The organism is Arthrobacter sp. LAPM80, from assembly GCF_046736435.1.
In the GTDB taxonomy this organism is placed as follows: Bacteria; Actinomycetota; Actinomycetes; order Actinomycetales; family Micrococcaceae; genus Specibacter.
On sequence record NZ_JBCHVD010000002.1, the window covers coordinates 279,828 to 305,375 of the forward strand.

Sequence of the window (25,548 nt, forward strand, 5' to 3'; positions counted from 1 at the left end):
AGCACCCCGTGCAGAGCCACCGCCGTAGCGAAATCATGCTGGCCGCCGTCCTGTCGGGCGCGGCCGGATTCATTGACGCGGTGGGGTTCATCCACCTTGGCGGGTACTTTGTCTCCTTCATGAGTGGAAATTCAACCCGCGGTGCGACGGCCCTCGCCGAGGGCAACTGGAGCGGCTTCGCGATGGCTTTCGGGCTCGTGGCCGCCTTCTTGGTGGGCGTGGTGAGCGCCGCGATCCTGCGCAGACTCGTCCCGTCCCGCAAACGCATGGCAGTCCTGCTGTACGTGACGGCGGCGCTGGCGTCCGCCGTCGTACTTTTTGAACTAGGCATTGGCGGCTGGGCTGCACCGGCCGTCATGGCATTGGCGATGGGGGCCGAGAACGTTGTCTTTGAGCGCGACGGTGAAGTCAGCATTGGCCTGACGTATATGACGGGCACGCTGGTGAAGATGGGCCAGCACCTTGCCAGCGCCCTGACCGGTGGCGACAGGGGGCTATGGCGGCGGTATGCGCTGCTTTGGCTGTCGCTGACGACAGGATCGATCGTCGGCGGCTTTGCCTACCTTGCCGTGGACCTGAACGCGCTGTGGATTGCCGTTGCCCTATTGGCGCTTGCTGTTGTTGTCAACGGCCGCGAGTTCCAGGTCACGCCAGGTGCGCGTCCGCTCAACGGTACAGGCTGAGGCGGCAGAGCGTTTGTCCAAAGGTTGCCAGACGTTCACCTGTGCGTCGGGCGTGGCGCACCGACAGTGCCCGAATAAGGCGTAATTTGGGCGTAACGGAGGGCAACTCCGCCCGACGTACCGATTGGAATCCGGACGCGCTTGCGCTCCGGAGGGCTGGAGCAGACGTGGTCGACACCAGAAACCTAGAGCAGCATTCATCAAGCCGGCACACCGCGTCGGCCTTGCGCACCTACGTCATTGACACCTCGGTGCTACTCTCAGATCCGCGGGCCATCACACGTTTTGCCGAACATCAGGTGGTGGTGCCGATCGTCGTCGTCTCCGAGCTGGAGGCCAAGCGCCATGATCCCGAGCTGGGGTACTTTGCCCGCACCGCACTGCGCCTGCTTGACGACCTTCGGCTCGAACATGGCGGGCTGGCGTCCCCCGTTCCCCTGGGGCCCGACGGCGGGACGTTCCGAGTGGAACTCAATCACGTGTCCTTCGATGTCCTGCCGACGGGAATGCGAGGCACCGATAATGATTCGCGCATCCTTGCCGTGGCCAAGAACCTCGCCAATGACGGACACAACGTCACAGTGGTGTCCAAGGACGTGCCCATGCGCGTCAAGGCATCGGCACTGGGGCTGGCTGCCCAGGAATACCGCAACGAGCTGGTCCAGGACTCCGGCTGGACGGGAGTGGATGAAATCGACGCCACCGAAGCGGAGATGGCAGCCTTGTACAATCACGAGCCGGTGCCCATCCCCGAAGCGTCCGTGCTGCCCGTGAACACTTCCCTGGTCATCACCAGCAACAGGGGCTCCGCCTTGGGCCGGGTGGGTGCCGACCAGCAGGTGCGCCTGGTGCGCGGTGATAGGGAGGTTTTTGGCCTGCATGGCCGCTCGGCCGAACAGCGGCTGGCACTGGACCTGCTCCTGGACCCCGAGGTCGGCATCGTTTCCCTCGGCGGACGGGCAGGCACCGGCAAGAGCGCCCTGGCCTTGTGCGCGGGGCTCGAGGCCGTCCTTGAGCGTAACGAGCACCGAAAGGTGGTGGTTTTCCGGCCTCTGTACGCCGTGGGAGGGCAGGAGCTGGGGTACCTGCCCGGTTCCGAGAGTGAAAAGATGAACCCCTGGGCGCAGGCGGTGTTCGACACCCTCGGCTCGGTGGTGTCCGAAGCCCTCATGGACGAGATCATGGCACGGGGCCTCTTGGAGGTGCTGCCCCTGACGCACATCCGCGGCCGGTCATTGCACGATTCGTTTGTGATTGTCGATGAAGCACAATCGTTGGAGAAGAACGTGCTGCTGACAGTCATGAGCCGCATTGGCCAGCGGTCCAAGATTGTTTTGACCCACGACGTCGCCCAGCGGGACAATCTGCGCGTGGGGCGCCATGACGGGGTGGTGGCCGTTGTTGAAACGCTTAAGGGCCATCCGCTCTTTGGACATGTGACCCTCACCCGATCCGAACGCTCTCCCATTGCCGCCTTGGTGACCGAGTTGCTCGAGCGGGTCGAGATCTGATCCCTCGCCCCCGCCCGAACGTACAGTTGATGGCAGTGTTTCGCGCGAACATTGCAATCAACTGTACGTTCGGGCGGGGTTCAGGGCTCGGGGAGGGTTCGGGGCGGGGCAGTCAAGGGTTAGGAGTCGGGGCCAAGGTTCCAGGGGATGTGCGCCCGCACGTCAGTCAGACCCATGCTGACCTCCTCAAAAAGGTCATCGAGCATGTACTCGTCAATGCCCAGAAGCACTATCTCGTGGCCGGAGCCGGCTGTGGGTCCGTCAAGTGACTGCGATGCCACACAAATGCCCGTGTCCAGATCGATGCGGACGGCGGTGCGGCCCGGCGATAGCAAGGGTGCGTCGGCAAAGAGCGGCCGGTAGCTGGCGTTGGGTGTCAGCACCGCCTCGAGTGCGGCACGCCCGTGGTGCCGCACTGCGGCGATGTCTGCTATTTCTGCAACGTTGGCAAAAGGGGCTTCAAGGGGAACGGGTCGCTCGCCAGCCAGCTCCACCGGGTCAAGGGCGGCCGCAGCCCGCCCCGAGCCGTAGGCGGGTTCACCATAGCGGGCTTCCGGGCGGCGCACTACAAATCCATGGGCGTCCTTGACAGGATTGACCAGGGCCGGCTGGAGCAACCAGGGCTTGCGGCTGCCACTGATGAACAGGGAATCCCGTGACTCGTTGATCCGGGTGGTGCTGGCTAGCAGTTGGCCATCCAAGGTCTCAACCCGCAGGGCGCCAGGGCGGCGGACCCAGCAGTTCAACGACAGCGTGGACTCCACGGCCCCTACACCAGTGACAGGGGTGGATTCTCCCTCGGCAGGGCTCTGCTGGGCGGTGCCTGCACCGGCGTCGGCCGTGGTGGAAAGCATACGGCGCAGCTCAAACCGGGCCGTCTGCCAGCGCCAGGGTGACGACCGGCAAATGTGGCGAAAAGTATCGACGCTGTAGGAGAAAGTGTAGGCGGGCGTGCTCATGTCCTCAGCTTAGCCCCGGGCTGGCAGAACCGCCCGGGCCGGCGGGCAATGGCGTAGCATCGCTCTATGGTCACGCGACTGTTGGACTTTTGGGATAGCAGCACCCCTGCGCTCCTGTTCACGCTCGCGGCCACAGCGTACCTCATCTGGCTCGCGGTGGTGCTGAGCATCATCGACATCCACACCCACACCCTGCCTAACCGCTATGTGCTGCCCGCGTACCCCATCGCCGGGGCTCTGCTGCTGGCGGCAGCACTCGCAGCCGGGATGCCCATGTACGCGGCCGTAGCCTTGGGTGGTGCCGTGGCTATGGGCGCCCTCTACTGGTTATTGTGGGTGCTGTACCCAGCGGGAATGGGATTTGGGGACGTGAAATTGGCCGGTGTCCTGGGCTTGTTTCTGGGCTTCCTTGGCTGGCAGCACGTTCTGGTGGGCGTGGCTGCCGGTTTCGTTGTCGGCGGGCTGTGGGGCATCACCCTCATCGCCACCCGGCGCGGGACAGCGAAGACCGCCATTCCTTTTGGCCCGTCGATGCTGGCAGGGACGCTGGCCACCATGCTCCTGGTCCCGGTAGCCTGACCGGCCCCGGCCCCGGCCCCGGCCCCTGCACGCGTGCCGCGGCGCTAGGCTGAATCTATGGGATCCCCTGAATTCATTGTCAAGCTCCGTGAAAAAATAGGCCACGACCCGCTCTGGCTGCCCGGCGTGCGTGCCGTTGTATTCGACGACGCCGGCCGTGTCCTTTTGGGCGAACGTTCAGACACCGGTGGCTGGGCGCTCATCACCGGCATCCTTGAACCAGGGGAGGAGCCCGGCCCGGGAATGGTGCGTGAAATCTTCGAGGAAACCGCTGTCGTAGCGAGGATCGACCATCTGATCGGCGTGGCCGCGGTAGGTCCTGTCACGTTCCCCAACGGTGACGTGTGCGATTTTTTGAACATCGAGTTCATCGCCCGCCATGTCAGTGGAACCGCCCGAGTGAACGACGACGAATCCCTCGCCGTTGCCTGGTTCGCGATCGAGGATCTTCCGCCGCTTCGCCCCGGCCATCTCGCGTGTATCCAGCGCGCCCTCGCGTTCGACGGTGAACCCCACTTCGAGCGCTAGGCCCCGCGGGCGCTGTTCGGCCGTGGCCTTTGGATGTGCTGGCGGAGCAAATTCGCCGCGCAAAGCACCATCGAGGTCACCACGCCCACGGCGCCACCGGCCATGGCACCGAACACCATGAACATTCCCCGCAGGCCCGAGAAAGAAAAACCAGGGCAGGCGCCGCTCCGGCTTTTCCAAGCACCACATGCCAGCTGCCGCCACCGCCACGATGGGCACTAGCACCATCACCGCACCCACCGCCAATTCAATGGTGTCGTAATCCATGACTCCCCTTGCCGGGCCCGTCCTGGGTCAGCACCAGGGTGTCGCCGGCTGCGTCCCCAGGGTGGGAAAAGTCCCCAGAGTCGGAAAAGGAGGCTGCTGCGGCGGGCTTGCCGGCAAAACGTTCGGCCTCAAGGCGCTCGGCTTCCTCCCCGCCAATGGCTTCGCCGCGGGCAACCATGCCTGAGGTGTCCGAAAGGGGGATGACCTTCATGAAGATGGCCAGCACCAAGGCGATCGCCATGAACGGGATCAGGTACCAGAACACGGGGGCCAAGGAGTCGGCGTAGGCGTTGATGATGCCCTCCTGAACCCCTTGCGGAAGCTGGTGCAGCGCCTGGGGATCCAAGCTTGCCATGGAACTGCCGGCCTCCGCGGATGAGGAGCCAGCCTCCGTAAAGACCTTGGTCAGCGACTCGGCCAAGCGGGTGGTGAACATGGCACCAAACACTGCAACGCCGAGGGCTGAACCCACCTCACGGAAGTAGTTATTGGTGCTCGTTGCCGTTCCAATCTGGGCCGGAGGGACCGAGTTCTGGACCACGATGACAACGATCTGCATGATGAAACCAAGGCCTGCACCAAAGACGAACAGTTGCGCACAGATGACCCAGATGGGGGTCTCGGCCGACAGTGAAGTCATCCACAGCATGGCGATGATGGTCAGAACTGAACCGATGATCGGGAACGACTTGTACTTTCCGGTCTTTGACATGCGTATGCCGGACCAGATGGAGGTGCCCATGAGGCCGACCATCATGGGCAGCATCAGAAGGCCGGATTCCGCTGCGGAGGTTCCGGAGGACATCTGCAGGAACGTTGGAACGAAGGCCAAGGCGGCGAACATGCCCATACCCAGGACAAAACCAATCGCCGTGGAGTTCAAGAAGATCGGGTTCTTGAACAGGGAGAGCGGGATGATGGGATCTTCGGCGCGGGACTCGGTGAAGATGAACAGTGCCACGGCGGCGATCAGTCCGGCGCCCCACGACCAGGTGGTGGGGGAGGTCCAGCCGTCGCTCTTGCCACCGAAGTCGGTGAAGAAGATCAGGCAGGTCGTGGCGATGGAGAGGAACACCACTCCCAGATAGTCAATTTTTCTGGTGGCCTTTTTGGAGGGCAGCGTCAGGGCGAAGAACGCGACGATGAACGCGGCGATGCCGATGGGAATGTTGATGTAGAAGGCCCATTCCCAGGTCAGGTGGTCAACAAAGTAGCCGCCCAGCAGGGGTCCTGCAACAGCGGAGAGTCCGAAGATGGCGCCCAGCGGGCCCATGTACTTACCGCGCTCATTGGCGGGGACAATGTCGGCGATGATGGCCTGCGAGAGGATCATCAAGCCGCCGCCGCCTAGACCCTGGATGGCGCGGAAGATCACGAAGCCCCAGAAGTCGGTGGCGAAGGCACAGCCGATGGAGGCGAGGGTGAAGATGGCGATGGCCGCCAGGAACAAGTTCCGTCGCCCGAGCATGTCGCCCAGCTTGCCGTAGATGGGCATCACGATCGTGGTGGCCAGCAGGTACGCGGTGGTGATCCACGTCTGGTGTGCGACGCCGCCGAGCTTGCCCACAATGGTGGGCATGGCGGTCGAGACAATGGTCTGGTCGAGGCTGGAGAGCATCATTCCGGCGATCAGCGCGGAGAAGATAATCCAGATTCTCTTTTGAGTGAGCAGGAGCGGTTCCCCTGCTTTGAGTGCGGTACTCATGCAGTTCCTTCGAAAGTTAAGAGCGAAAAAGTAAACAGTTGTTGGGCCGCCACAAGATTGCCCGTGAGCAGATCTCCATAGGGGAGGGTGTTTTGCTCGGAAAAGAACGCCTGGCTGGCCCGGTGCGCGCACGTGCCAAACAGGGCTGCGGCCATGTGGACCACAGGATCTTCCGGGGGCAGATGTTCACGCTGGGCTATAAGTTCGGCAAAATCTTGCTCACGGGCATGGGCGCTACCCATCATCTTCATCATGAGTTGGGGTTCTTTTTTCATGGCCGCGAGGAGTTCGTGGACCTGGTCGCGGCTGAAGTCCATGTGATCTGCCATGGCGCAGGTGAGTTTGTACAAATCTCTCAGCAGCGTGGTGCTCAAGCCGTGGGGCCCACGTGCCACCCCGCTCCCGGACGCCCCTCCGGCGAGAAAGACGGCCGTGGCATCTGCGGGAAACTCGTCCAGAAGGTGGCCGATGATGGCGTCTTCCTTGGACGGGAAGTAATTGAAGAACGTCCGGCGTGACACGCCCACTTCTTCGCACACCTGCTCAATCGTGAAGCCGTTCAGGCCCTGTGCGGCGGTGAAATGCCGCGCCTCGGCCGTGATGGCCTGACGGGTGGCCTCACGCTTGCGGGCACGCAGGCCCTGAGGCTGGCAGGGATTTGCACTTTCGTTCATAAAGTAAAAGTTTGCACTATGAACCCTGGAGTGCAAAATGTTTGGGGTGTGGAATTAATCACACGCCTTAAAGTGCGACGGCGGGAGGCCGCCTCCCGCCATCAGAGGTGGTCTCCCGCCGTCGAACGTTACCGCCAGGTGGTGGTTACTGCGGGGCGATCGTCATGGCCATGACGTCAAGGCCCGCATCCAGCTGCTCAAGGGTCAGTTCGCCGCGGTCGACAAAGCCCAGGCCCAAAACGGCTTCACGGATGGTCAGGCCCTCCTTGATGGCGTACTTGGCGATCTTGGCCGCGTTTTCGTAGCCGATGTACTTGTTCAGCGGGGTCACGATTGACGGTGAGGCCTCGGCCAGGAAGCGGGCGCGCTCGACGTTGGCCTCGAGGCCGTCGATCATCTTATCGGCCATGACGCGTGAGGTGTTGGTCAGCAGGCGGATTGACTGCAGCAGGTTCGCGGCCATGACCGGGATGCCGACGTTCAGCTCGAAGGCGCCGTTCGTGGAGGACAGGGCAATGGTGGTGTCGTTGCCGATGACCTGCGCGGCAACCATGATGGCGGCCTCTGCGATAACCGGGTTGACCTTGCCGGGCATGATCGAGGAGCCCGGCTGCAGGTCGGGGATGGAGATTTCACCCAAGCCTGTGTTGGGGCCAGAGCCCATCCAGCGCAGGTCGTTGTTGATCTTCATGATCGAGTAGGCGATGTTGCGCAGCTGGCCCGATGCCTCGATGAGGCCGTCACGGTTTGCCTGTGCCTCGAAGTGGTTGCGTGCCTCGGTCAGCGGCAGCCCGGTGTCCTGTGCGAGCAGGGCGATCACGCGCTGCGGGAAGCCTGCCGGGGTGTTGATGCCGGTTCCGACGGCGGTGCCGCCGAGGGGGACCTCTGCCACGCGGGGAAGTGAGGACTCGACGCGCTCGATGCCGTAGCGGATCTGGGCGGCGTAACCGCCGAATTCCTGGCCGAGGGTCACGGGGGTGGCATCCATCAGGTGGGTGCGGCCGGACTTGACGATGTCCTTGAATTCGGCGGCCTTGCGCTCAAGGGACTCGGCCAGGTGAGCCAGTGCCGGGATCAGGTCGTTGATCAGGGCTGAGGTGGCTGCAACGTGGACGGAGGTGGGGAACACGTCGTTGGAGGACTGTGAGGCGTTCACGTGGTCGTTGGGGTGCACGGTCTTCTCGGAGCCGGCGGCAACAAGCGCACGGTTGGCCAGTGTCGCCAGGACCTCGTTCATGTTCATGTTGGAGGATGTTCCGGAACCTGTCTGGAACACGTCGATGGGGAAGTCGCCGTCGAACGCCCCGGAAGCCACCAGATCGGCTGCACCCTCGATGGCGCGTGCCAGTTCGGCGTCAAGGACACCCAGTTCGGCGTTCGTGGTGGCGGCGGCCTTCTTGATGCGTGCCAGTGCTGCGATGTGGGCCGACTCAAGCGTCATGCCGGAGATCGGGAAGTTCTCCACGGCGCGCTGGGTCTGGGCGCTGTACAGGGCGTTGGCCGGAACGCGGACCTCACCCATGGTGTCGTGTTCAATACGGAATTCTTGTGCGGAAGCCGCGGCAGTCTCAGTCATGTCTCCACCCTATCGCCGCGGTGGCCGGAGCTAAAAACCGTACCCACGCAAAAGGAGGTCCGACGGCGGCACTCGCGTGCCGCCGTCGGACCTCCTTGTGCAAATTGTTGGCTAAACCCCGAGGGATCCGTTGCTGTAGACGAGGTCCGCTCGGCCGTCATTGAGGCGGTAGGTCAGGCCCACCACGGCGGTCTTCTGACGGGCCACGGCGTTGGCGATGATGGGGGAGTTCTCAACGAGCCTGGCGGCCGTCTGCTTGACGTGCTCCTCGACCATGTCGCCGACGGTGCTGCCGGCATCCCGGCGCAGGGAGGTCAGGACCGAGGGGGTGATGCGCTCGACCAGGTCGCGGATGAAGCCGGCCGGCATGTTGCCCGTGGACACGGCACCCTTCGTGGCGGTGACGGCTCCGCAGTTGTCGTGGCCCAGAACCACGATCAGGGGCACGTTGAGGTACTCGACGCCGTATTCCAGCGAGCCAAGTGCCGTGTTGTCGATGACGTGGCCGGCGGTGCGGACCACAAAGGCGTCGCCAAGGCCAAGGTCGAAGATGATTTCGGCGGCAAGGCGCGAGTCCGAGCAGCCAAAGATCATGACGAAGGGCTCCTGGGTGGACACCAGGGAGCTGCGGCGGGCTGCGTCCTGGTTGGGGTGGGAGGCGCTGGCCTCGACGAAGCGGCGGTTGCCGTCCATGAGGGTCGTCCACGCCTGCGCCGGGGACTTGGGCCCATTGGGGGGCGTGGTGGTGATGCCGTCTTCGCCAGCGTTCATTACTTGCCGTCCTTCGCTTTGGTGGTGCTGTTGCCGGGCTGGACACCGCCGGCGTTAAGCTGCTTCGCGGCGCCGGCGGCCAGGGTGTCGAAGTCCTTGAAGTCCGCGGCACCCGTCAAGATGATGGTGGCGTTGCCGTTGACCAGCACAAGGCTCTTGTTGCCTTTAGGTTTATCACGAAGCTCCCAGTCACGGCCGTCAATTGTGCGGGTTCCCGTAACAGGGGCGTTTTCAGTCTGGCCGGCCGTCCATGTCGGATTTGCCGTAATTGACTGGCGAAGCGCGATGAACGTGTCATTTGCCGTGACATAACCCACATCCCAGAATGCCACGCCGTCGGCCCCTGCGGGGTTCCACCGCGCATAGTTGGCCGACCAGCCCTCGGGCAGTGCCGGGGCAACAGGGGTGAAGCCGGCGGTGTCCGCCGCGTGGCCGGCCACGGCCTGGACGTTGATGTTCTGCCGGTAGGTGTCGGCCTTGTGCTGCGGGTTGAGCCACACAATGGTCAGCACAATTGCCACCGTTGAGAGCATCGCCAGAAGCATGCCGACCACCGAAGCATTGGCACGTTTGGCGGCGCCGGCGGCAATAACGGGCTTGACGGGAGGGGTAGGGCTTGAATCACTCACCTGTCCATCTTCCCAGATCCGGGGCGGCTATTAAACACGTCGGCCCGTCACCTATGATTGAATGCGTAGGCAAAAAAACGTCAGAGTGCGCAACGAAGCGCACAGCTAATTCTGCGCCTACCTGAACAATGGGGTTTTAACGTGGCTGGAAAAGCATCACAGTTGGATTATTCGCAGTTGTCCAGGTCCCTTGCCGTTGGTGACGACGAGCCCGACCGCAACCTGGCCCTTGAACTTGTCCGCGTCACGGAAGCCGCAGCCATTGCCGGCGGCCACTGGGTTGGTTTTGGCGAAAAGAACCTTGCCGACGGTGCCGCAGTCGATGCGATGCGTTCGCTCCTTTCAACCGTCCACTTCAACGGCGTTGTCGTCATTGGCGAAGGCGAAAAAGACGAAGCACCCATGCTGTACAACGGTGAAATTGTGGGCGACGGTTCAGGCCCCGAGTGCGACGTCGCCGTGGACCCCATTGACGGCACACGACTAACAGCCATGGGCATCAACAATGCGCTGTCTGTGCTCGCAGTTGCCGAACGTGGCACCATGTTTGATCCCTCGGCAGTGTTTTACATGGAGAAGCTCGTCACGGGCCCCGAAGCTGCCGACATGGTCGACCTGCGCCTGCCCGTCAAGCAAAACCTGCACCTGATCGCCAAGGCCAAGGGCGTCAAGGTCAACCAGCTCACGGTCATGGTCCTTGACCGCGACCGCCACCAGCAACTCATCCAGGACATCCGCGACGCCGGTGCCCGCACCAAGATCATCCTTGACGGCGACGTGGCAGGCGCCATCGCCGCGGCACGTTCGGGCACGGGCGTTGACGCTCTGATGGGCATCGGTGGAACTCCCGAAGGCATTGTCTCCGCCTGCGCCATCAAGACCCTCGGCGGCGTCATCCAGGGCCGGCTTTGGCCCACCGACGACGACGAGAAGCAGAAGGCGATCGACGCCGGACACGACCTTGACCGCGTCCTGTCAACGAACGACCTCGTCACAAGCGACAACTGCTACTTCGCCGCCACGGGCATCACCGACGGCGACCTGCTCAAGGGTGTGCGCTACGACAAGGGCCGTGTTCTGACGCAGTCAATCGTGATGCGCTCCAAGTCGGGCACCATCCGATTCGTCGACGGTGAACACCAGGCTGCCAAGTGGGAGAGCTACGCCCGCCGCGGCTGACCTCCGACGGCACCGCGGCTCCGCGCCCACCCGGTAGGGTTGAAGCATGACTTTAAGTGTTGTTCCCTGCCTTGACCCCGCCGAGTGGGATGCTGCCGTCGACTCCCAGCAAGGGCACCCCATGCAATTGTGGGGCTGGGGGGAAACGAAGGCCGCCCACAACTGGAGCGTGGACAGGGTCCTGGTGCGCGACGGCGAAGAGCTGGTCGGCTCCGCGCAGATCCTCCTGCGCGACCTTCCCATGCCCTTCCGCTCGCTGGCCTACCTTGCAAGGGGACCACAGGCGCAGGAGGGCCGGGAGATCGACGTGATCAACGCCGTCGGACGCTATGTGAAGAAGACCCACAAGAGCGTGGCCCTGAGCGCGGAACCGGATTGGGACGCCGGCAGTGTTGCCGTGGCTTCACTGCCGGCGACGGGATGGGCGCCGAGCAACACCACCATCTTGATCCCGCGCACACTCATCCTTGACCTGACACGCACCGAGGACGAGCTGCTGGCCGCGATGTCCAAGAAGACCCGCCAGTACATCCGCAAGTCGAGCCGCGAGGCCCTGGAATACCGTGCCGTCACGGAGGCGGAGCTGCCGCAGGTCATGGCCGTGTACAAGGAGACCGCAGCGCGTGCCGAATTCGGCATCCACGAGGACTCCTACTACAGCGATATCCTGCACAACCTTGGTTCCGCATCGCCCATTTACGGGGCGTTCGAGGGCGAAAAGCTCGTCGCCTTCCTGTGGCTTGCCGCGAGCCGTTCAACGGCCTTTGAACTCTATGGCGGGATGAGCGAGGAAGGCAGTCAACTGCGTGCGAACTTCTCCCTGAAGTGGTTCGCGATCCAGGAAATGAAGGCCCGGTCCATCACCCGCTACGACTTCAACGGCCTGCTCAACGACGGTGTCTCCAAGTTCAAGTTCGGCTTCGCCGACCACGAGAACATGCTGGCCGGGACCTGGGACCTGCCGCTGTCGCCGATGTACCGCGTGTTTGCGAGGGTGCTTCCGGTGGCGCGCCGCTCCGCGAAGAGGGCCCGCGGCCTGCTGAAGCGCTAACTCCTTCGCACCTCGCCGTGACTATGCACATCACGCCCTCATTGTGCGCTATAAGGGCGGAATGAGGGCGTGATCTGCATAGTCGCCGGTGTTATCCACAGATTCGCCGGTTTTGCCCCATGGCCGCCCCGCGGAAGGCATTATTCAGCGGTAATGGAGAGATGAAACCTCCAGAGCCGCTGCCTCTCATCCTGGCGCAACGCCCGTTCACGCTGAAACAGGCCCGGTCGCTGGGCCTGTCGGAAAAACGTGCACGGCCGCCGACCCATGTGACGCCCAGCCGGGAAATCCGGATGCCCCGGCTGGCGCACTCGGACCTGCTCGAACGTTGCAGGGCCCATGTCGACGTGACGCCGAACAGCATTGTCAGCCATTTGACGGCGGCTGCCCTCCACGGATTGACCCTGCCGTCCCGCTTTGATGTGCTCCCGGTGATTGACTTGTCCCGCAGGTTCGGCAAACCGCAGCCACGGCGGAAACATGTTCGCGGCCATAACCTGGACCTGGCCCCGGAGGACGTCGTGGTGCGCGGCGGTGTCGCCCTCACCTCCGTCCAGCGCACGTTGGTGGATGTTGCACCGTGGCTGACCCTTGATGAGCTGGTCGTGGTGGTTGACCAGATCGTTTGTGCCCACGACGGAACGTGCGTGCCGTTCAGGCTTCCCATCGTTGGGCTCGACGCATTGCAGGAGTATGTGGTGCGGCACTCCGGCCGGCGCGGCATGCGCCGTCTGAAGGAAGCCATGGTGTTGGCGAGGGTTGGCGTGGATTCGCCGCCTGAGACGCGGCTGAGGTTGATCATTGCCCGATCGCCGCTGCCGGAATTTGAGCCGAACCTTAAAATCATGGACGACGCCGGACGGCCGCTGGTTCAGCCTGATCTGTCCTGTGAGGAGTACCGGACGTGCATTGAATATGACGGGAACCACCACTTCACCGCCGAACAGCAGGTGAAGGACCATGACAGGGACTATCTCACGAAGTCGTTGGGGTGGCACCAGGTGCTGATCAACAAGGAGGGCATGAGGCAGGGCGCCCCCGCCGTGGTGTCGAAGATTGCGCGCATGCTAAAGCTTGCAGGCTGGCCTGACCGGCACAATCTTGCCGGCGGCTCGCTCGCGGACGAGTTCAGGGGCCGACGGCATATCCGGTGAGCGTGCTCCGCACCCGTGACTATGCAGATCACGCCCTCATTATGCCCTTTGAGGGCGGAATGAGGGCGTGATCTGCGAAGTCGCGGCGGGTTACACCTGGCCGGCGACAGTGATGGCGAAGACCACGGCGGGTGTTGCGGCATCGGCTGTGCTGCCTGCGGCGGGGTGGACCATGACGGGGTTTTCGGCGGCCGGAACAAAGACCGAACCTCCGCGGCCTAGGACCATGTCGCCGCGCGGGGAGTCCAGCAGGACGGTCCCCGCAACGGACAAGACAAGCAGGGGACCGTTCTGGACCAGCGGCACGGGTGCCGAATCGGCCGAAATCTCCACGCGCTGCAGCGTAAATTCCGCAAAGGGCGGTTCCCAGACGTGCTGGCCAAGGTCTGTGACACGCGTGGGGACCACGGGAACACCGCTGGGGGCGAAGTCAACTGTTGCCAGGAGTTCGGGCACGTCGATGTGCTTGCCTGTCAGGCCCCCGCGCATCACGTTGTCGGAGGAAGCCATGACCTCAAGGCCGAGGCCGCTCAGGTAGGCGTGGATGTTCCCGGCGGGCAGGTAGATGGCGTCCCCGGGCTTCAGGGACACGCGGTTGAGCAGCAGCGAGATCAGGACGCCCGCGTCTCCTGGGTACTGGCGTGCAAGCTCAACCACACTCTGCAGGGCGGGGGACAGCTCCGTGCCGGCCGCGGCGGAGGCCTCCAAGGCTGTGGCGGCCAGGGCAACCAATGCAGTGGTTTCCCTGCCGCCGCCCACCAGGGTCTCAAACGCCCGGCGCACCGCCATGGGGGCGGCCATGCGCGAGTTGAGTGTCATTTCCACTGTGCCCAGCAGCTCGGGCACATCGGCGCGTGTTGCCTGAATGGCGGTTCCGACGGCGCGGAAGAGCTCGGCTGCCTCGGCGCAGGGCCGGAAGCCGCAGAGCGCCTCAAACGGGGTGAGTGCCAGGATCATCTCCGGCTTGTGGTTCTCGTCCTTGTAGTTCCTGTGTGCAGCATCGCGGGGGATTCCGGCGGTTTCCTCGTCGGCAAAACGTTCCCTGGCCCGTTCAAGGGTGGGGTGGACCTGCAGCGAGAGTGCCTTGTCCGCAGCAAGGAGTTTGGTCAGGAACGGCAGCTTGGCGCCAAAGGCGGCGGCCACTTCCTCGCCCAGGGTTGACCGGGGGTGCTCTGCGATCAGCCGGTCAAGCGGCACGGGACCTTCAGGGGTCTGGGCAATGGAGGGTGAGTCAGGGTGTGCGCCCATCCACAATTCGGCCTCTGGCCCGCCGCTTGGCGTGGTCCCCAAAAGATCCGAAATGGCTGTGGTTGAACCCCAGGGGTAGTCGCGGGTGACATTGGTGAGTGCAAACATACAATATTTCTCCTGGTCCAAGACAAGCTGTAGATCGATTGAAAGAGTAAGCAAATTCCGGCGCGTGCACCGGCTGCCGCCGACCTTGTTTTAGCCCGGTGAGCAGGTCCCGTTGTTGGCCAACAGCGCTGTCAGTGCCGCGTCGTCACCGTTGATCGCAAGCTGCTGCAGGTGCGCTTCGGTGACTTTCGGGGTCTCGCTGGGAGTCTCGGGAGCCGGCTGCGCGGGGGCTTCAGGCGTGGGAGCCGCGGGCGCCTGCGGTGCAGGATCGGCCGGTGCAGGATCGGCCGGTGCCGGGTTGGCCGGTGCCGGTGCCTTCTCGGCGTCGGGCGCCGGATGCAGCAGGGCCTGGACACGCTTGTGGATCACGCCAAAGTCAGGGTAGGTCGAGAAGTCCCGGTCAAAGTCGGGCGGGCCGATGGTCAGCCGTGACAGGGGGAAGTTCTTTGACTTCAACGCCAGGGACACGAAGCTTCCCAGCTGGCCGGCGGGCAGGTCGGATTCCATGACCTTGGCGCCGGCGTCGGCAATGGCACTGAACTTGGTGAACACCTTGCCGGGATCCATCTGGGCCAGCATGGCTGCCTGGATGCACTGCTGGCGCTGGCTGCGGTCGTAGTCGAGCACCCACTGGCGCGAGCGTGCATACCAAAGAGCGTGGTAGCCGTCGAGCTTGTGGACGCCGGGGGAGATCCAGCCGGTGGGCGGCAGGTGGTCGCCCGTGCCGTTGACGTCGTCGCCGCTGAGGGGAACCCAGCCGCCGGCGTTGATTGTCACCCCGCCCATGGCGTCGATCAGCTGGGCGAATCCTGCCATGTCAACCAAGACATAGCCCTGGATCGTCAGGCCCAGGATGCCGCCCGCGGCGTCCATCATGGCCGACGCGCCCGGATCCGGCGCTCCAGGGTACAGGTTCGGATGGTTGTTCGTGACGTCGGTGTACAGGAAGTTGATGATGCAGTCGTTGCCGCAGTTGTACCCATCCGGGTACACACTCCACAGCGGCGATTTCGGCGAGAATTGCGCGTTTTGCAGGTTGCGGGGAATGCTGATGGTCGCGGCCTGGCCGGTCTTTGCGTCCACGCTGATGACGATGATCGAGTCGGGGCGCCGCCCTGAGCGGTTCGCCCCGGCGTCACCGCCCATGACCAGGAAGTTGTAGCGCCCGTCCACGGGAACCATGTCGGGTCCTGCCGCAAAAATGTCAGTGATGGCGTTGCGCCCGGCATTGATCAGGAACGCGCCGTAGCCAAGCGAACCGCTTGTCACCACCATGAGGACAACCAGCGCGCCGCCGACCATCATCCGCATGCCCGGGGCAAGCATGCCCGGCCGGATGATCATCAGCGTGTTCAGGAACATCACTGCCCAGCCCACGGCCGCCGTGGCCATGGCCACGATGATCACGAACGATGTCCACGGGTTCGTGAAAAGGTTCAGCAGCATTTCGCGCTGCACCACGGCAAGGACGACGGCGGCAATCACCAGGGCCCACGCCGCAAAGGTAACGCGCAGGGCAAGGCGGCCAAGGCGCCGGTTCCCGGCGACAATTTGCGCCGATCCGGGCATCAAGAGTGTCAACAGCAGCAGGAACCAGGCCCGTTTTGAGCGTGCTGGTGCCGACGCCGACTCCGGGAACCTGACGGGGTTGGTCAGCACGGGAGGGCGGTCAGAGGGCTTGGATACCTTGGGGCTGCTGAAACTCATGGGTTCCCTACCGCTGTTCCGGCAGGACCGCCAGGGGGTAGGTGGCTCCGGCCTTTTCGCGCAGCGCGGCACCCTTGGCCGAAGCCTGGTCGTTCAATGACTGGGCGAAGACTGCCAGCCGCGCTGCCAGCGAGGCAGCCAAATCATCGGTGCCTGAGGCCAGCATGCGCACGGCCAGCAGACCGGCGTTGCGTGCCCCGCCAATGGAAACAGTGGCCACGGGAACGCCCGCGGGCATCTGCACGATGGACAGCAGCGAGTCCATGCCGTCGAGGGTTTTCAGCGGAACGGGGACGCCCACCACGGGAAGCGTGGTGACCGAGGCCAGCATGCCGGGCAGGTGGGCGGCGCCGCCTGCACCTGCAATGATGACGCGGATGCCGCGGGCTGCGGCGCCCTGGCCGTAGGCGATCATTTCGGTCGGCATGCGGTGGGCCGAGACGACGTCGGTCTCGAAAGGGATGCCGAACTCGGACAGTGCGGCGGCGGCAGCCTCCATGACGGGCCAGTCGGAATCGGATCCCATGACAATTCCCACTAGGGGAGTGCAGTTATTGGTGCTCAAGGCAGTAATTTCCTTACTTTCCGTCACGGATGATGTTGGCCACGGTGGTGGCGCGGGCACGGACTGCGGTGACGTCGTCCCCGGCAGAACCGACCACGTTGACGTGGCCGATCTTGCGGCCCGGGCGGACGGACTTGCCGTAGCTGTGCACCTTGACAGTGGGTTCCGCGGCAAGGGCTGTGGGGTAGGCGCCGAACAGGTCCTGGTTGGCGCCGCCGAGGAAGTTCTTCATGACAACAATGCCGCCCAGGGCGGAGGTGTCGCCCAGGGGCAAGTCGAGCACCGCACGCAAATGCTGCTCAAACTGGCCCGTCACGGCGCCATCCATGGTCCAGTGGCCCGTGTTGTGGGGGCGCATGGCCAATTCGTTGATGAGGAAGCCCGGAGCCCGGCCCGGCGTTTCGAAGAGCTCGGCGGCCATAACGCCTGTGACGCCGAGCTCGTCGGCGATCCGCAGCGCCGCGGCCTGCGCCTGTGCCACAACCTCGGGCGGAAGGGACGGTGCCGGGGCGATGACTTCATCGCACACGCCGTCGACCTGAATGGATTCGGCCACGGGCCAGGGCCGGGACTCCCCTGACGGGGTGCGGGCAACCAGGGCGGAGAGTTCACGGGAGAAGGCGACCATTTCCTCCACCAGCAGCGGATTCATGGCATCGAACCAGTCGGCGGCGGCTTCGGCGTCCTCAACGGTGCGCAGCACCTTCACGCCCTTGCCGTCGTAACCCCCACGGGGCATCTTCAGCACAACGGGCCAGCCGTGGGTCTCGCCAAAGGCGGCAATATCGGCAACCGATGTGACTGCGGCCCAGGCGGGGTTGGGCAGGCCGAGGCGTTCAATGGCTGCACGCATCACCAGCTTGTCCTGTGCGTTGATCAACGCATCGGGGCGCGGCTGGACGTTCACGCCTTCGCCAATCAGTGCCTGCAGGTGTTCGCTGGGGACGTGTTCGTGGTCAAAGGTGAGCACGTCAACGCCGCGGGCAAACTCACGCAGGGTGTCAAGGTCCTTGTAGTTGCCCACGGGTGCCTTGGCCACAACAGCCACGGCACTCACGTCGGGGGCTTCCGCCAAGACACGCAATTCAAAACCAAGGGCCACGGCGGGAGGGGCCATCATACGGGCCAGCTGTCCGCCGCCCACTACGCCGATTACAGGAAAAGTCACAGTCCCCAGCGTACCGAATGACTTCATGGTTCCTTGCTTTGAGGCGTCCCCGACGCTGAATTAACCGGTAAATGTGGGGCAACTGTCAGGGTATTACCGGCTTTTCGGCATTATTGCGCAGCTCAGGGGGATTAGACTTTTTATTTAGGCTGTTGCGTGATTCGTCCGTTCCCGGCCCAACCACGACGGAGGAATATGCACCAAACACTTACCAGCCGCATCACAGGCCTCATGGGCCTGTTTTGGCGCGAAGTTGCTAAATTCGGAGTGGTGGGCGGCGTGGCCTTCGTCATCGACACGGGTATCTACCTGTGGCTGCTCAGCGGCAGCATGGGCGGGCACCCCACCAAGGCCAAGATCATTTCAGCCGCCGTGGCGACCGTTTTTTCCTGGCTGGCCAACCGCTACTGGACCTTCCGCCACCGCCGCCAGGCCAATATGGTCCGCGAAGTTGTCCTGTTCATCATCATGAACGGTGTGGGCATGGGCATTGCCGCGGCCTGCGTGTACATCTCCCACTGGGTGCTTGGCTTCGACTCGACCACCGCCGACTTCGTCTCCGGCTCGGTGATCGGCCTGGTCCTTGGCACCATCTTCAGGTTTTTTGCCTACCGCTTCTGGGTCTTCACCGATGAGCTTGACGCTGAACCCGGCTACTCCGATGACCACAAGCTCATCGAAGTGGATCGCACCGTCTAAAATGTTCTGCAAGACCTCACGTTCGGCTACCCGTGCGTGATGTTTTCGGTGCTGCACAGGTGGTCGGTCGCCTCAATACCCGCATCCAGCAGGACAACCGAGCCTCCGCCTGCCCAAATCATTAGCGCTGATCGTACGACGGCGTCCCAACCGTCGCGCGCCTGCAGCAGCTGGCGCCGGGGTGCTTCGGGCTGCCGATCCCCGGAATCCCGGGCGAACAGCCCCGCATAGCTGGTGGCCGTGGCGTTATGCTGCCAGGCAATGGCCGAAGGCTCGGGGGTGTCCTCGGCGAAGAACACATCGGCGTGCGAGCGCACGTCGCCCGAGTAGTCAAGGGTCCGCGGCGGCAGGTCGCCCATCCAGCGCATCTGCAGGGCCGGCAGTGCGACGGCCACGACAAGCGGGGCGGGGCCGGCGGCTGGGAGGCGTTCGTGCACGGCGGCGGGATCAACGGTGGCGAGAACGTCAACGGTGCCGGCTGCGTCAGGCACGGTGCCTGCGGCACGGTCGCCCGTCACGGCCGTGGCTCCAACGGCCCAGGTGGCCAGCAGCCACACCATGGATCGCCAGTGCAGTGGAAGGTCAAGGGCAACCGTGGTGCCGGGTTCGGCGTCGAGCTCGTCAACAAGGTAGTTGGCGGTCTTTGCCACCCAGTTCTCCAACACCCGACCGGAGAATTCCACGCGCTCTGAATCCGGGCCGTACCAGGAAAGCCTGGGGGAGGTGGGATGGCGGGTTCGGAAGGCGTTCAGGAGTTCGCTCGGGGTGTTCGGGGATGCGTTCATGGTCCAATCCTGCCATGTTCATCCAATAGGGCAATGTGATCCATCGATTGGACAAAAGGCGAATTGTGACGTGATCTGTATTACAACTTGGTCTCGCCGATCCTGGAATCCTTTCGGGAAATCGACAAATCCGCGCGGAATCGCGGGAATTTGTGTGGTCTGGGCAACACATACGGGTGTCGATTGGTATGAAATTGCCGGGCGTGGCGTGCGGGATGAACACCCTCCGCACTGGTTATGATCACCCGCCGCTTGACGTGGCGGTGTTACATGGATGTAATTAGACGCACGAACCGCCGGTACAGGCACTTCAGACCGCACACCGCGGGAACCGGAACATCGGGAAGTATTATCGGCGGCAACATTCAGGAGGACGATGATGGGGCAAGCGCAGCTGAGTGTGCAGAGAATTCACGACGAGTCCGCAGCGGGGAACCCGGCCGCCGACCACCAGTCCCGCAGCGTCCCTTCCGATTGGTACGTTGATCCGGCCGACCCGGGTGCGGCCGCGTTCCATGAACGTGAAAGCCGCACTGCCCTGGAGGATGCCGCGACGGCATTTCTTACCTCGCACGAGGACGACGGGCCCGAATTGCTTCATCGCCAGGAGGCCCCCGGCGACCGCGCCACAGTCGAGAACGCCCCTGTATGGATCGGGCTGCGGAGGCAGCTTGACGACTTCAGCGACGAAGGTGAACTAGGCTGGCAGACTGACGCATTGTGTGCGCAGACCGATCCGGAAGCGTTTTTCCCAGAAAAGGGTGGTTCAACCCGGGACGCCAAGAAGGTCTGTGGCGCATGCAATGTCAAGGCGCAGTGCCTTGAATACGCTCTTGCCAATGATGAGCGGTTTGGAATCTGGGGCGGCCTGTCCGAGCGTGAACGCCGGCGGCTGCGGAAACGAGCGGTCTAATTCTTGAAGCAGTAAAGGTCACGGCCGTTCTGGTTGCACACAACGGCGGTGGCTATCTCACCACGGTCCTGGCGGCGCTGGCCGCACAAACACGCCCTGCCAACCAGGTGTTGGCAGCCGACACGGGTTCCACTGACGACTCGGGGGAGTTGCTGCGCAAGGCCCTGGGTGAGCGCAACGTCATCTCCCTCGACGGGCGCACCGGCTTCGGTTCAGCCGTCAACGCTGTGCTTGAGCATGCATCGCGTGTTCGCCCAGGCGCGCACGCCCCCGCATCCACCGCCAAGGGCTCGGGCAGCTCCGTTGCCGTCCTCGATGACGAAGTTGCCGTGTGCAACGAGTGGATCTGGCTCCTGCAAGACGATGCCGCCCCGGCACCGGATGCCCTCGCGCGGCTGCTGGAAGCCACCGAACGCGCCACCACAGCAACCGTCGTAGGCTGCAAGCAGCTCGACTGGGATAACCACAGGCGCCTCGTCGACGTCGGTCTGTGGGCGAACCCGTGGTTTGACCGCTTCACCCTTGTCGGCATGGATGAGCAAGACCAGGGCCAGTACGACGACCACGCGGACATGTTTGCCGTCAATACCGCAGGCATGCTGGTGCGCAGGGACGTCTTTGAAAAGCTCGGCGGTTTTGACCCGGCACTGCCCGGTCCCGGCGACGACCTGGACTTTTGCGCCCGCGTCCGCCTGACAGGGGACCGTGTGCTTGTAGTCCCCGACGCCCACATGTTCCACGCTGTCCAGAGGACCAACGGTCTGGGTTCAGCGGCGGCCGCCCGCAAGGCCGGGGTCTTCCTCCGGCTCAAGCACGCCCCCTTCTGGGCCGTGCCGTTCCTTGCTGTGGGCACGCTCCTTGCCGCCATCTACTGGCTGATTGCAGGGTTTGTCCTCAAGGCGCCCGGCCACGCGATCCGCATGTTTGCAGCCACCTGCGCCGGAATTCTGCGCCCCTTCACCCTCCACCGCAGCCGCAAGACAATGGCCGCGCACCAAAGCAGGCGCAGGTCGGTCCACAAGGGCGTGGTGGTGGACAGCAAGACCGCGCGCAACCATTTGAAGCTGCTGCGCGAGAGCGTCGGCCCGGATGAGGATACCCCCCAGGAAATCCTTGACGGACCCTCCATCCTTGAACCAACAGGGGAAACGCACCAGGAAAACGTGACGCCGCTGGCTTCACTGAAGACTGCCCCGATCGTCAGCGCCCTGGGCCTGACAGTGCTGCTTGCCGTGCTGTCGATCATCGCCCTTTCCCGCTTCCTGGGCGTTCCCGCGCTGACAGGCGGCGCGCTCCTTCCCCTGTCGGAGCAGGTGGGCCAAATCTGGCAGCACGCGACAGACTGGTGGGTGTCACTCGGCTCCGGCATGCCCGGGCGGGGGGACCCCTTCAACTTTGTCCTGGCCATCCTCGCCGCGCTCGGGGGCACCGGTTCAATCGCCGCGGTGTGGCTTATCCTGCTGGCCCTTCCGCTGTCAGGGTTCACCGCCTGGCTTGCCGCCGGCGCCCTCACCTTGCACCGCTGGCCCCGCATCGTGGCAGCCCTGGCCTGGGCAGGCGCCCCCGTCCTGCTCGTTGCCATGGGCCAGGGCAGGATTGGCGCACTGCTGTCCCATATCCTGATTCCCGTCGTCATGCTGGGCCTGATTCGCGCCGCAGGCGGCGCCGTGACCCCTGCCGCCAAGGCCGCCGGCGCACTGCCCGGCACCGCCACCGTCGCGAAAATGGGACGTCCCGGCGTCGATCGCAACCCCTCCTGGACAGCCGCGGCAGCCGCCGGGTTGGCCCTTGCCGTGGTGACGGCGGCTTCCCCGAGCCTGCTTCCGGTGGCCGTCGTCGGAATCCTGCTGGCAACGATTTTCCTGGGCCGCCGCGGACGGACCATCTGGTGGACGCTGGTGCCTTCCGTTGCCCTCTTCCTTCCCCTGGCCTGGTCTGCCCTTGGGAACCCCCGGGCACTTCTCGCCGATCCCGGGGTGCCCCTTGCCTCAACTCCGGGACCGCTTTGGCAGCAGCTGCTTGGCTTCCCCGCGCAGGTCACCGCGGCTGAGGGTCTGCTTGGGCTTGGCTCCTTCGCCTCCGCTCCCTGGTGGACCTGGCTGGCCATGTTCGTCATTGGGGTGCCGGTTCTTGCCACGGCCGCCGCCGCCCTGCTGCTGCCGCTGCGCCGTGCCTCCACGGTCCGAACCCTCTGGCTCGTGGCACTGCTGGCCCTGGCCGGCGCCTATGCCGGCAAGTTCATTGCCGTGGCGTTCGACGGCGTCACCCTCGTGGCACCGTTTGCCGGACCTGCCGTGTCTGTTGCATTCTTCGCACTGTTGGGCGCGGCCCTGCTGGGGTTCGACGCCGCGTACAGCCGGGCCTGGCACCCTGTGCACACCTTCCGCGGCACCGTATCCGGGGGCCGGGGAGCCGACGGTTCCCACCCCGACCGCACCGAACACCACGGGACAGCCAAGACAACTTCGGTTCTCCTCTCGGTGCTCCTTCTCGCGGCACCCGTGGCAAGCCTGGGCCTGTGGACGGCGCAGCAGTTCTCGGGGCAGCTCGCCGCCCCCGCGCTGACGGGTGCCTTCCTGCCCCAGGGCGTCACCGCAGGCACCATCCCCGCCACTGCCGCCGACCGCGGCACTGGCCCCGAAGCCAGCCGCACCATTGTCCTGGCGGTCCAGCCCGGCGGCGGGGTGCAGGCTTCGTTGATGCAGGGTGCCGGAACAACGCTCGATGCCATGTCGATGATCGCCACGGCCGCACGCATCACGGGCGAGCCCGGTTCCGAAACCGTCCGTGCCAGCGATGCCGCGGCACGAACGCTCGAGGACACGGTTGCGGCCATGCTGTCCAGGTCCGGCATTGACCCGCGTGGCGGCCTGGTTGAGCTGGGGGTCGGCTTCGTTGTCCTGCGCCCCGGCGATACGGCGGCCGAACTGCTGGCCGGGGAACTCGATGCAGTCCCCGGCATGGACACCGTGGGCCCCACCAAGTCAGGCTGGCTGTGGCGCGTGAAGCCCACCTACGCCGACGCCGGCCGGACTGACGTCGTGAACCGGGTCAGGATCGTCGATGCCAAGGGCAACACCGTGGCACCTGTCCCCTCGCAGGGACAAAACGTTTCGGCCGCCATTGCGGCAGGCGGTGCCGGCCGCAAGGTCGTGCTGGCAGAACGCTCGGATCCGGGCTGGCAGGCACGGCTCAACGGCAAACAGCTGACCGCCGCCAGTTCGGGCTGGGCCCAGGCCTTTGAATTGCCCGCGACTGCGGGAACACTTGAAATTCGTTACGTCCATCCGTTCAGCGCCGCCACCGGCCTGGTCCAGTTTGTCCTCTTGGGGCTGACTGTCCTGCTCGCCTTGCCCGTTCGGGCACGACGGGGCCGCACCGGGGCGTACAGGGACGAAGCATCATTGCAAAAGGTTGGTAGAAGTGCCTGAGAACAAGGACAACATCCCGGCCGCGAAGGGCTCCCGACGTACCCGACGCACGAGACGACGCCGGGGATGGCCGGCGGTCATGGCCGGAACCGCAACGCTGGCACTTGCTGTGGCTGTCGTGGGCGCCGGCACGTTGTTCCCCGGGGCCAACGCAACGACCCAGACCAAGCCCGTCCCGCACCTGCTGCCTGTCGGGGAGGCCCTTGCGAACTGCCAGGGCCCCACGCAGCTGTTGGCGGGCTCGGCCGCGGGCACCGATCCTGACTTCTCGGCGAACTCGTCCTCGACCAGGACCCAGCTGAACGCCGTCGTGCTGAGCGGGACGGCCGGGGACCTTCCGGGTTCGGCAGTCCAGTCGCTCAACGGCAAGTTCTCCCCGCTGTTCACAGTGGCCCAGGCCCCGGCAGGTCCGGCGGCGACCCCCACCGAGCTGACGGGCAAGCCAAAGCTGCGCGCGGCACTGGTGCGCCAGAAGTCTGCGGATGGACCTTCGGTGCTGCGTGTGCAGCCCTTGGGGGAGGAGAACCCCCAGGCCTCCGGTTCCGTCGTGGTTGACGCGGGGGACGGGGACCTTGCCGGCCTGGCGGCGGCAACGTGCCAAACGCCGTCGAACGAGCTGTGGCTTTCGGGGGCAAGCACCACGGTGGGCCGCACGGCAATCCTTGCCATCTCGAACTCTTCCGCCAGTCCCGCGACGATCTCCCTGGAACTTTTTGGCCAAGGCGGACCCGTGCAGTCGGCCGGCGGCAGGGGCCTTGTTGTTGCCGCAGGCGCCGTGCGCTCAGTGGTGCTCTCGGGCCTGGCCCCCGACGAGGAAATGCTCAGCGTGCACCTGAAGAGCTCAGGTGCTGCCGTCAGCGCCGTGATCCAGCAGTCGGTGCTGCGCGGGCTCACACCCGGCGGCATTGACTATCTGGCCCCTGTGCAGGCTCCGGCCTCCACCCTGGCCATCCCCGGCGTTCGCGTGCAGGCCCCCGATGCGGCCGCCAGGATTTCCGGCCAGTCCGGTTACGACGACGCCACGACCATCCTTGCCGTCACTGTGCCAGGGGTGGCCGATTCGATGGTTGAGGTCAAGGCCTACGGCCCCGACGGGCAGGTCGCGCTGCCCAACGGGGGAGTGTTCACGGCCGCGGCCGGCAAGGTCAGCCAGCTGCCGCTGGCCGGTCTGCCACAGGGCACCTATTCACTGAGCATCAATGCCGATGCCGCGGTGGCCGCCACCGTCAGGATCGTCAATTCCACGAAGGCCGGCGACGCCGTCGACCTGGCCTTTGCCCCCTCGGCCGGACGCCTGGGCGACACGCACCTTGTGACGCTGCCCCAGGACACGAGCTCCACCCTGGTCTTCACAGCTCCGGAAGGTGCCTCCACGCTTAGCCTGGTGCCGATCTCCGCGGATGGTGTTCCGGGGGCAGGCAAGGACGTTGCCTTGCGGGCAGGAACCACGAAGACCCTGGACCCCGCAGCCTTCCTTGGCTCCGGAACGGCGGCAGTCCTCATATCGGTTTCGGGAGCGCCCACTTACGGGACCCAGCTGCTGGGCAAGCCGGGCTCCGCCGGCATTGCCGTTCTTCCCATCGCGGGCACGGCGGCCGGCACGCACTCGATCAATATCACCACTAGTTACTGACGCGGAAGGCTCCCGAAACGCCTCC

Annotated in this window: 22 protein-coding genes; 11 read left to right on the forward strand and 11 right to left on the reverse strand. The window is 64.5% G+C overall.

Features of this window, described 5'->3' with window-relative positions:
- Positions 1–8 precede the first annotated feature (8 nt).
- Both AAGW05_RS03640 and AAGW05_RS03645 read left to right on the forward strand, forming a co-directional pair.
- Complete coding sequence (locus AAGW05_RS03640; RefSeq protein ID WP_411803103.1) at positions 9–683, forward strand: YoaK family protein; 675 nt, start codon at positions 9–11, stop codon at positions 681–683.
- A 167-nt stretch (positions 684–850) separates the two neighbouring features.
- A complete protein-coding gene (locus tag AAGW05_RS03645; RefSeq protein ID WP_411803104.1) occupies positions 851–2,194 on the forward strand; it encodes a PhoH family protein in 1,344 nt (447 codons plus the stop codon).
- Positions 2,195–2,313: 119 nt separating this feature from the next.
- Here AAGW05_RS03645 and AAGW05_RS03650 read toward each other — a convergent pair whose 3' ends face one another.
- Positions 2,314–3,153 carry a hypothetical protein gene (locus AAGW05_RS03650; protein ID WP_411803105.1) on the reverse strand — a complete coding sequence of 280 codons (840 nt, stop codon included), beginning with the start codon at positions 3,151–3,153 and terminating at the stop codon, positions 2,314–2,316.
- 66 nt (positions 3,154–3,219) lie between these two features.
- Between AAGW05_RS03650 and AAGW05_RS03655 the strand changes: the two genes are divergently transcribed.
- On the forward strand, positions 3,220–3,732 hold the full coding sequence (locus tag AAGW05_RS03655) for a prepilin peptidase (RefSeq protein WP_411803106.1): 513 nt from the start codon (positions 3,220–3,222) through the stop codon (positions 3,730–3,732).
- 57 nt (positions 3,733–3,789) lie between these two features.
- Positions 3,790–4,260, forward strand: a complete 471-nt coding sequence (locus tag AAGW05_RS03660) for an NUDIX hydrolase (protein ID WP_411803107.1) — start codon at positions 3,790–3,792, stop codon at positions 4,258–4,260.
- Positions 4,261–4,507: 247 nt separating this feature from the next.
- Here AAGW05_RS03660 and AAGW05_RS03665 read toward each other — a convergent pair whose 3' ends face one another.
- From AAGW05_RS03665 to AAGW05_RS03685, 5 genes are all read right to left on the reverse strand, one after another.
- Positions 4,508–6,232, reverse strand: a complete 1,725-nt coding sequence (locus AAGW05_RS03665; protein ID WP_411803108.1) for an MDR family MFS transporter — start codon at positions 6,230–6,232, stop codon at positions 4,508–4,510.
- A complete protein-coding gene (locus tag AAGW05_RS03670) occupies positions 6,229–6,906 on the reverse strand; it encodes a TetR/AcrR family transcriptional regulator (protein WP_411803109.1) in 678 nt (225 codons plus the stop codon). The genes AAGW05_RS03665 and AAGW05_RS03670 overlap by 4 nt, the downstream gene beginning before the upstream one ends.
- Before the next feature lie 145 nt (positions 6,907–7,051).
- Positions 7,052–8,482 carry a class II fumarate hydratase gene (locus AAGW05_RS03675; protein WP_411803110.1) on the reverse strand — a complete coding sequence of 477 codons (1,431 nt, stop codon included), beginning with the start codon at positions 8,480–8,482 and terminating at the stop codon, positions 7,052–7,054.
- A gap of 111 nt (positions 8,483–8,593) precedes the next feature.
- Positions 8,594–9,253 (reverse strand): carbonic anhydrase, encoded by a 660-nt coding sequence (locus tag AAGW05_RS03680; RefSeq protein ID WP_411803111.1) that lies wholly within the window; start codon positions 9,251–9,253, stop codon positions 8,594–8,596.
- Positions 9,253–9,882, reverse strand: coding sequence for a DUF4245 domain-containing protein (locus AAGW05_RS03685; protein WP_411803112.1), 630 nt, complete (start codon positions 9,880–9,882; stop codon positions 9,253–9,255). The genes AAGW05_RS03680 and AAGW05_RS03685 overlap by 1 nt, the downstream gene beginning before the upstream one ends.
- 141 nt (positions 9,883–10,023) lie before the next feature.
- On the opposite strand from AAGW05_RS03685, the gene glpX reads away from it, so the two are divergent.
- The 3 genes from glpX (at position 10,024) to AAGW05_RS03700 (ending at position 13,266) form a co-directional block, all read left to right on the forward strand.
- Entirely contained in the window at positions 10,024–11,061 is a 1,038-nt protein-coding gene (glpX, locus tag AAGW05_RS03690; RefSeq protein ID WP_411803113.1) for a class II fructose-bisphosphatase, read from the forward strand.
- A 46-nt stretch (positions 11,062–11,107) separates the two neighbouring features.
- Complete coding sequence (locus AAGW05_RS03695; protein ID WP_411803114.1) at positions 11,108–12,112, forward strand: lipid II:glycine glycyltransferase FemX; 1,005 nt, start codon at positions 11,108–11,110, stop codon at positions 12,110–12,112.
- Positions 12,113–12,273: 161 nt separating this feature from the next.
- A complete protein-coding gene (locus AAGW05_RS03700) occupies positions 12,274–13,266 on the forward strand; it encodes a DUF559 domain-containing protein (protein WP_411803115.1) in 993 nt (330 codons plus the stop codon).
- Between the two features lie 90 nt (positions 13,267–13,356).
- On the opposite strand, the gene manA is transcribed toward AAGW05_RS03700, so the two are convergent.
- From manA to AAGW05_RS03720, 4 genes are all read right to left on the reverse strand, one after another.
- A complete protein-coding gene (gene manA / locus AAGW05_RS03705; protein ID WP_411803116.1) occupies positions 13,357–14,622 on the reverse strand; it encodes a mannose-6-phosphate isomerase, class I in 1,266 nt (421 codons plus the stop codon).
- Between the two features lie 90 nt (positions 14,623–14,712).
- On the reverse strand, positions 14,713–16,329 hold the full coding sequence (locus AAGW05_RS03710) for an LCP family protein (RefSeq protein WP_411803117.1): 1,617 nt from the start codon (positions 16,327–16,329) through the stop codon (positions 14,713–14,715).
- Positions 16,330–16,336: 7 nt separating this feature from the next.
- Positions 16,337–16,855, reverse strand: a complete 519-nt coding sequence (gene purE / locus AAGW05_RS03715) for a 5-(carboxyamino)imidazole ribonucleotide mutase (RefSeq protein WP_411803197.1) — start codon at positions 16,853–16,855, stop codon at positions 16,337–16,339.
- Positions 16,856–16,907: 52 nt separating this feature from the next.
- On the reverse strand, positions 16,908–18,062 hold the full coding sequence (locus AAGW05_RS03720; protein ID WP_411803118.1) for a 5-(carboxyamino)imidazole ribonucleotide synthase: 1,155 nt from the start codon (positions 18,060–18,062) through the stop codon (positions 16,908–16,910).
- A 195-nt stretch (positions 18,063–18,257) separates the two neighbouring features.
- Here AAGW05_RS03720 and AAGW05_RS03725 point away from each other — a divergent pair, with 195 nt between their 5' ends.
- Positions 18,258–18,761, forward strand: coding sequence for a GtrA family protein (locus tag AAGW05_RS03725; protein WP_411803119.1), 504 nt, complete (start codon positions 18,258–18,260; stop codon positions 18,759–18,761).
- Positions 18,762–18,787: 26 nt separating this feature from the next.
- On the opposite strand, the gene AAGW05_RS03730 is transcribed toward AAGW05_RS03725, so the two are convergent.
- Entirely contained in the window at positions 18,788–19,546 is a 759-nt protein-coding gene (locus tag AAGW05_RS03730) for a TIGR03089 family protein (RefSeq protein WP_411803120.1), read from the reverse strand.
- 379 nt (positions 19,547–19,925) lie between these two features.
- Between AAGW05_RS03730 and AAGW05_RS03735 the strand changes: the two genes are divergently transcribed.
- Genes AAGW05_RS03735 through AAGW05_RS03745 form a run of 3 tightly spaced genes read left to right on the forward strand, consistent with a single transcriptional unit; the run spans position 19,926 to position 25,523 of the window.
- Positions 19,926–20,459 carry a WhiB family transcriptional regulator gene (locus tag AAGW05_RS03735; protein ID WP_411803198.1) on the forward strand — a complete coding sequence of 178 codons (534 nt, stop codon included), beginning with the start codon at positions 19,926–19,928 and terminating at the stop codon, positions 20,457–20,459.
- Between the two features lie 29 nt (positions 20,460–20,488).
- Positions 20,489–23,890 (forward strand): glycosyltransferase, encoded by a 3,402-nt coding sequence (locus tag AAGW05_RS03740; protein WP_411803199.1) that lies wholly within the window; start codon positions 20,489–20,491, stop codon positions 23,888–23,890.
- Positions 23,883–25,523 (forward strand): DUF5719 family protein, encoded by a 1,641-nt coding sequence (locus tag AAGW05_RS03745; RefSeq protein ID WP_411803121.1) that lies wholly within the window; start codon positions 23,883–23,885, stop codon positions 25,521–25,523. Before AAGW05_RS03740 ends, AAGW05_RS03745 begins: the two co-directional genes overlap by 8 nt.
- The last annotated feature ends 25 nt before the right edge of the window (positions 25,524–25,548 follow it).

Excerpts from the sequence above, each read along its gene's own strand:
- AAGW05_RS03655 (WP_411803106.1), top strand. The coding sequence starts at position 3,220 with ATGGTCACGCGACTGTTGGACTTTTGGGATAGCAGCACCCCTGCGCTC.
- manA (WP_411803116.1), bottom strand. The coding sequence starts at position 14,622 with ATGTTTGCACTCACCAATGTCACCCGCGACTACCCCTGGGGTTCAACC.
- AAGW05_RS03680 (WP_411803111.1), bottom strand. The coding sequence starts at position 9,253 with ATGAACGCTGGCGAAGACGGCATCACCACCACGCCCCCCAATGGGCCC.
- AAGW05_RS03675 (WP_411803110.1), bottom strand. The coding sequence starts at position 8,482 with ATGACTGAGACTGCCGCGGCTTCCGCACAAGAATTCCGTATTGAACAC.
- AAGW05_RS03700 (WP_411803115.1), top strand. The coding sequence starts at position 12,274 with ATGAAACCTCCAGAGCCGCTGCCTCTCATCCTGGCGCAACGCCCGTTC.
- AAGW05_RS03695 (WP_411803114.1), top strand. The coding sequence starts at position 11,108 with ATGACTTTAAGTGTTGTTCCCTGCCTTGACCCCGCCGAGTGGGATGCT.
- AAGW05_RS03725 (WP_411803119.1), top strand. The coding sequence starts at position 18,258 with ATGCACCAAACACTTACCAGCCGCATCACAGGCCTCATGGGCCTGTTT.
- AAGW05_RS03665 (WP_411803108.1), bottom strand. The coding sequence starts at position 6,232 with ATGAGTACCGCACTCAAAGCAGGGGAACCGCTCCTGCTCACTCAAAAG.
- AAGW05_RS03710 (WP_411803117.1), bottom strand. The coding sequence starts at position 16,329 with ATGAGTTTCAGCAGCCCCAAGGTATCCAAGCCCTCTGACCGCCCTCCC.
- AAGW05_RS03670 (WP_411803109.1), bottom strand. The coding sequence starts at position 6,906 with ATGAACGAAAGTGCAAATCCCTGCCAGCCTCAGGGCCTGCGTGCCCGC.
- AAGW05_RS03730 (WP_411803120.1), bottom strand. The coding sequence starts at position 19,546 with ATGAACGCATCCCCGAACACCCCGAGCGAACTCCTGAACGCCTTCCGA.
- AAGW05_RS03650 (WP_411803105.1), bottom strand. The coding sequence starts at position 3,153 with ATGAGCACGCCCGCCTACACTTTCTCCTACAGCGTCGATACTTTTCGC.
- AAGW05_RS03660 (WP_411803107.1), top strand. The coding sequence starts at position 3,790 with ATGGGATCCCCTGAATTCATTGTCAAGCTCCGTGAAAAAATAGGCCAC.
- purE (WP_411803197.1), bottom strand. The coding sequence starts at position 16,855 with ATGGGATCCGATTCCGACTGGCCCGTCATGGAGGCTGCCGCCGCCGCA.
- AAGW05_RS03735 (WP_411803198.1), top strand. The coding sequence starts at position 19,926 with ATGGGGCAAGCGCAGCTGAGTGTGCAGAGAATTCACGACGAGTCCGCA.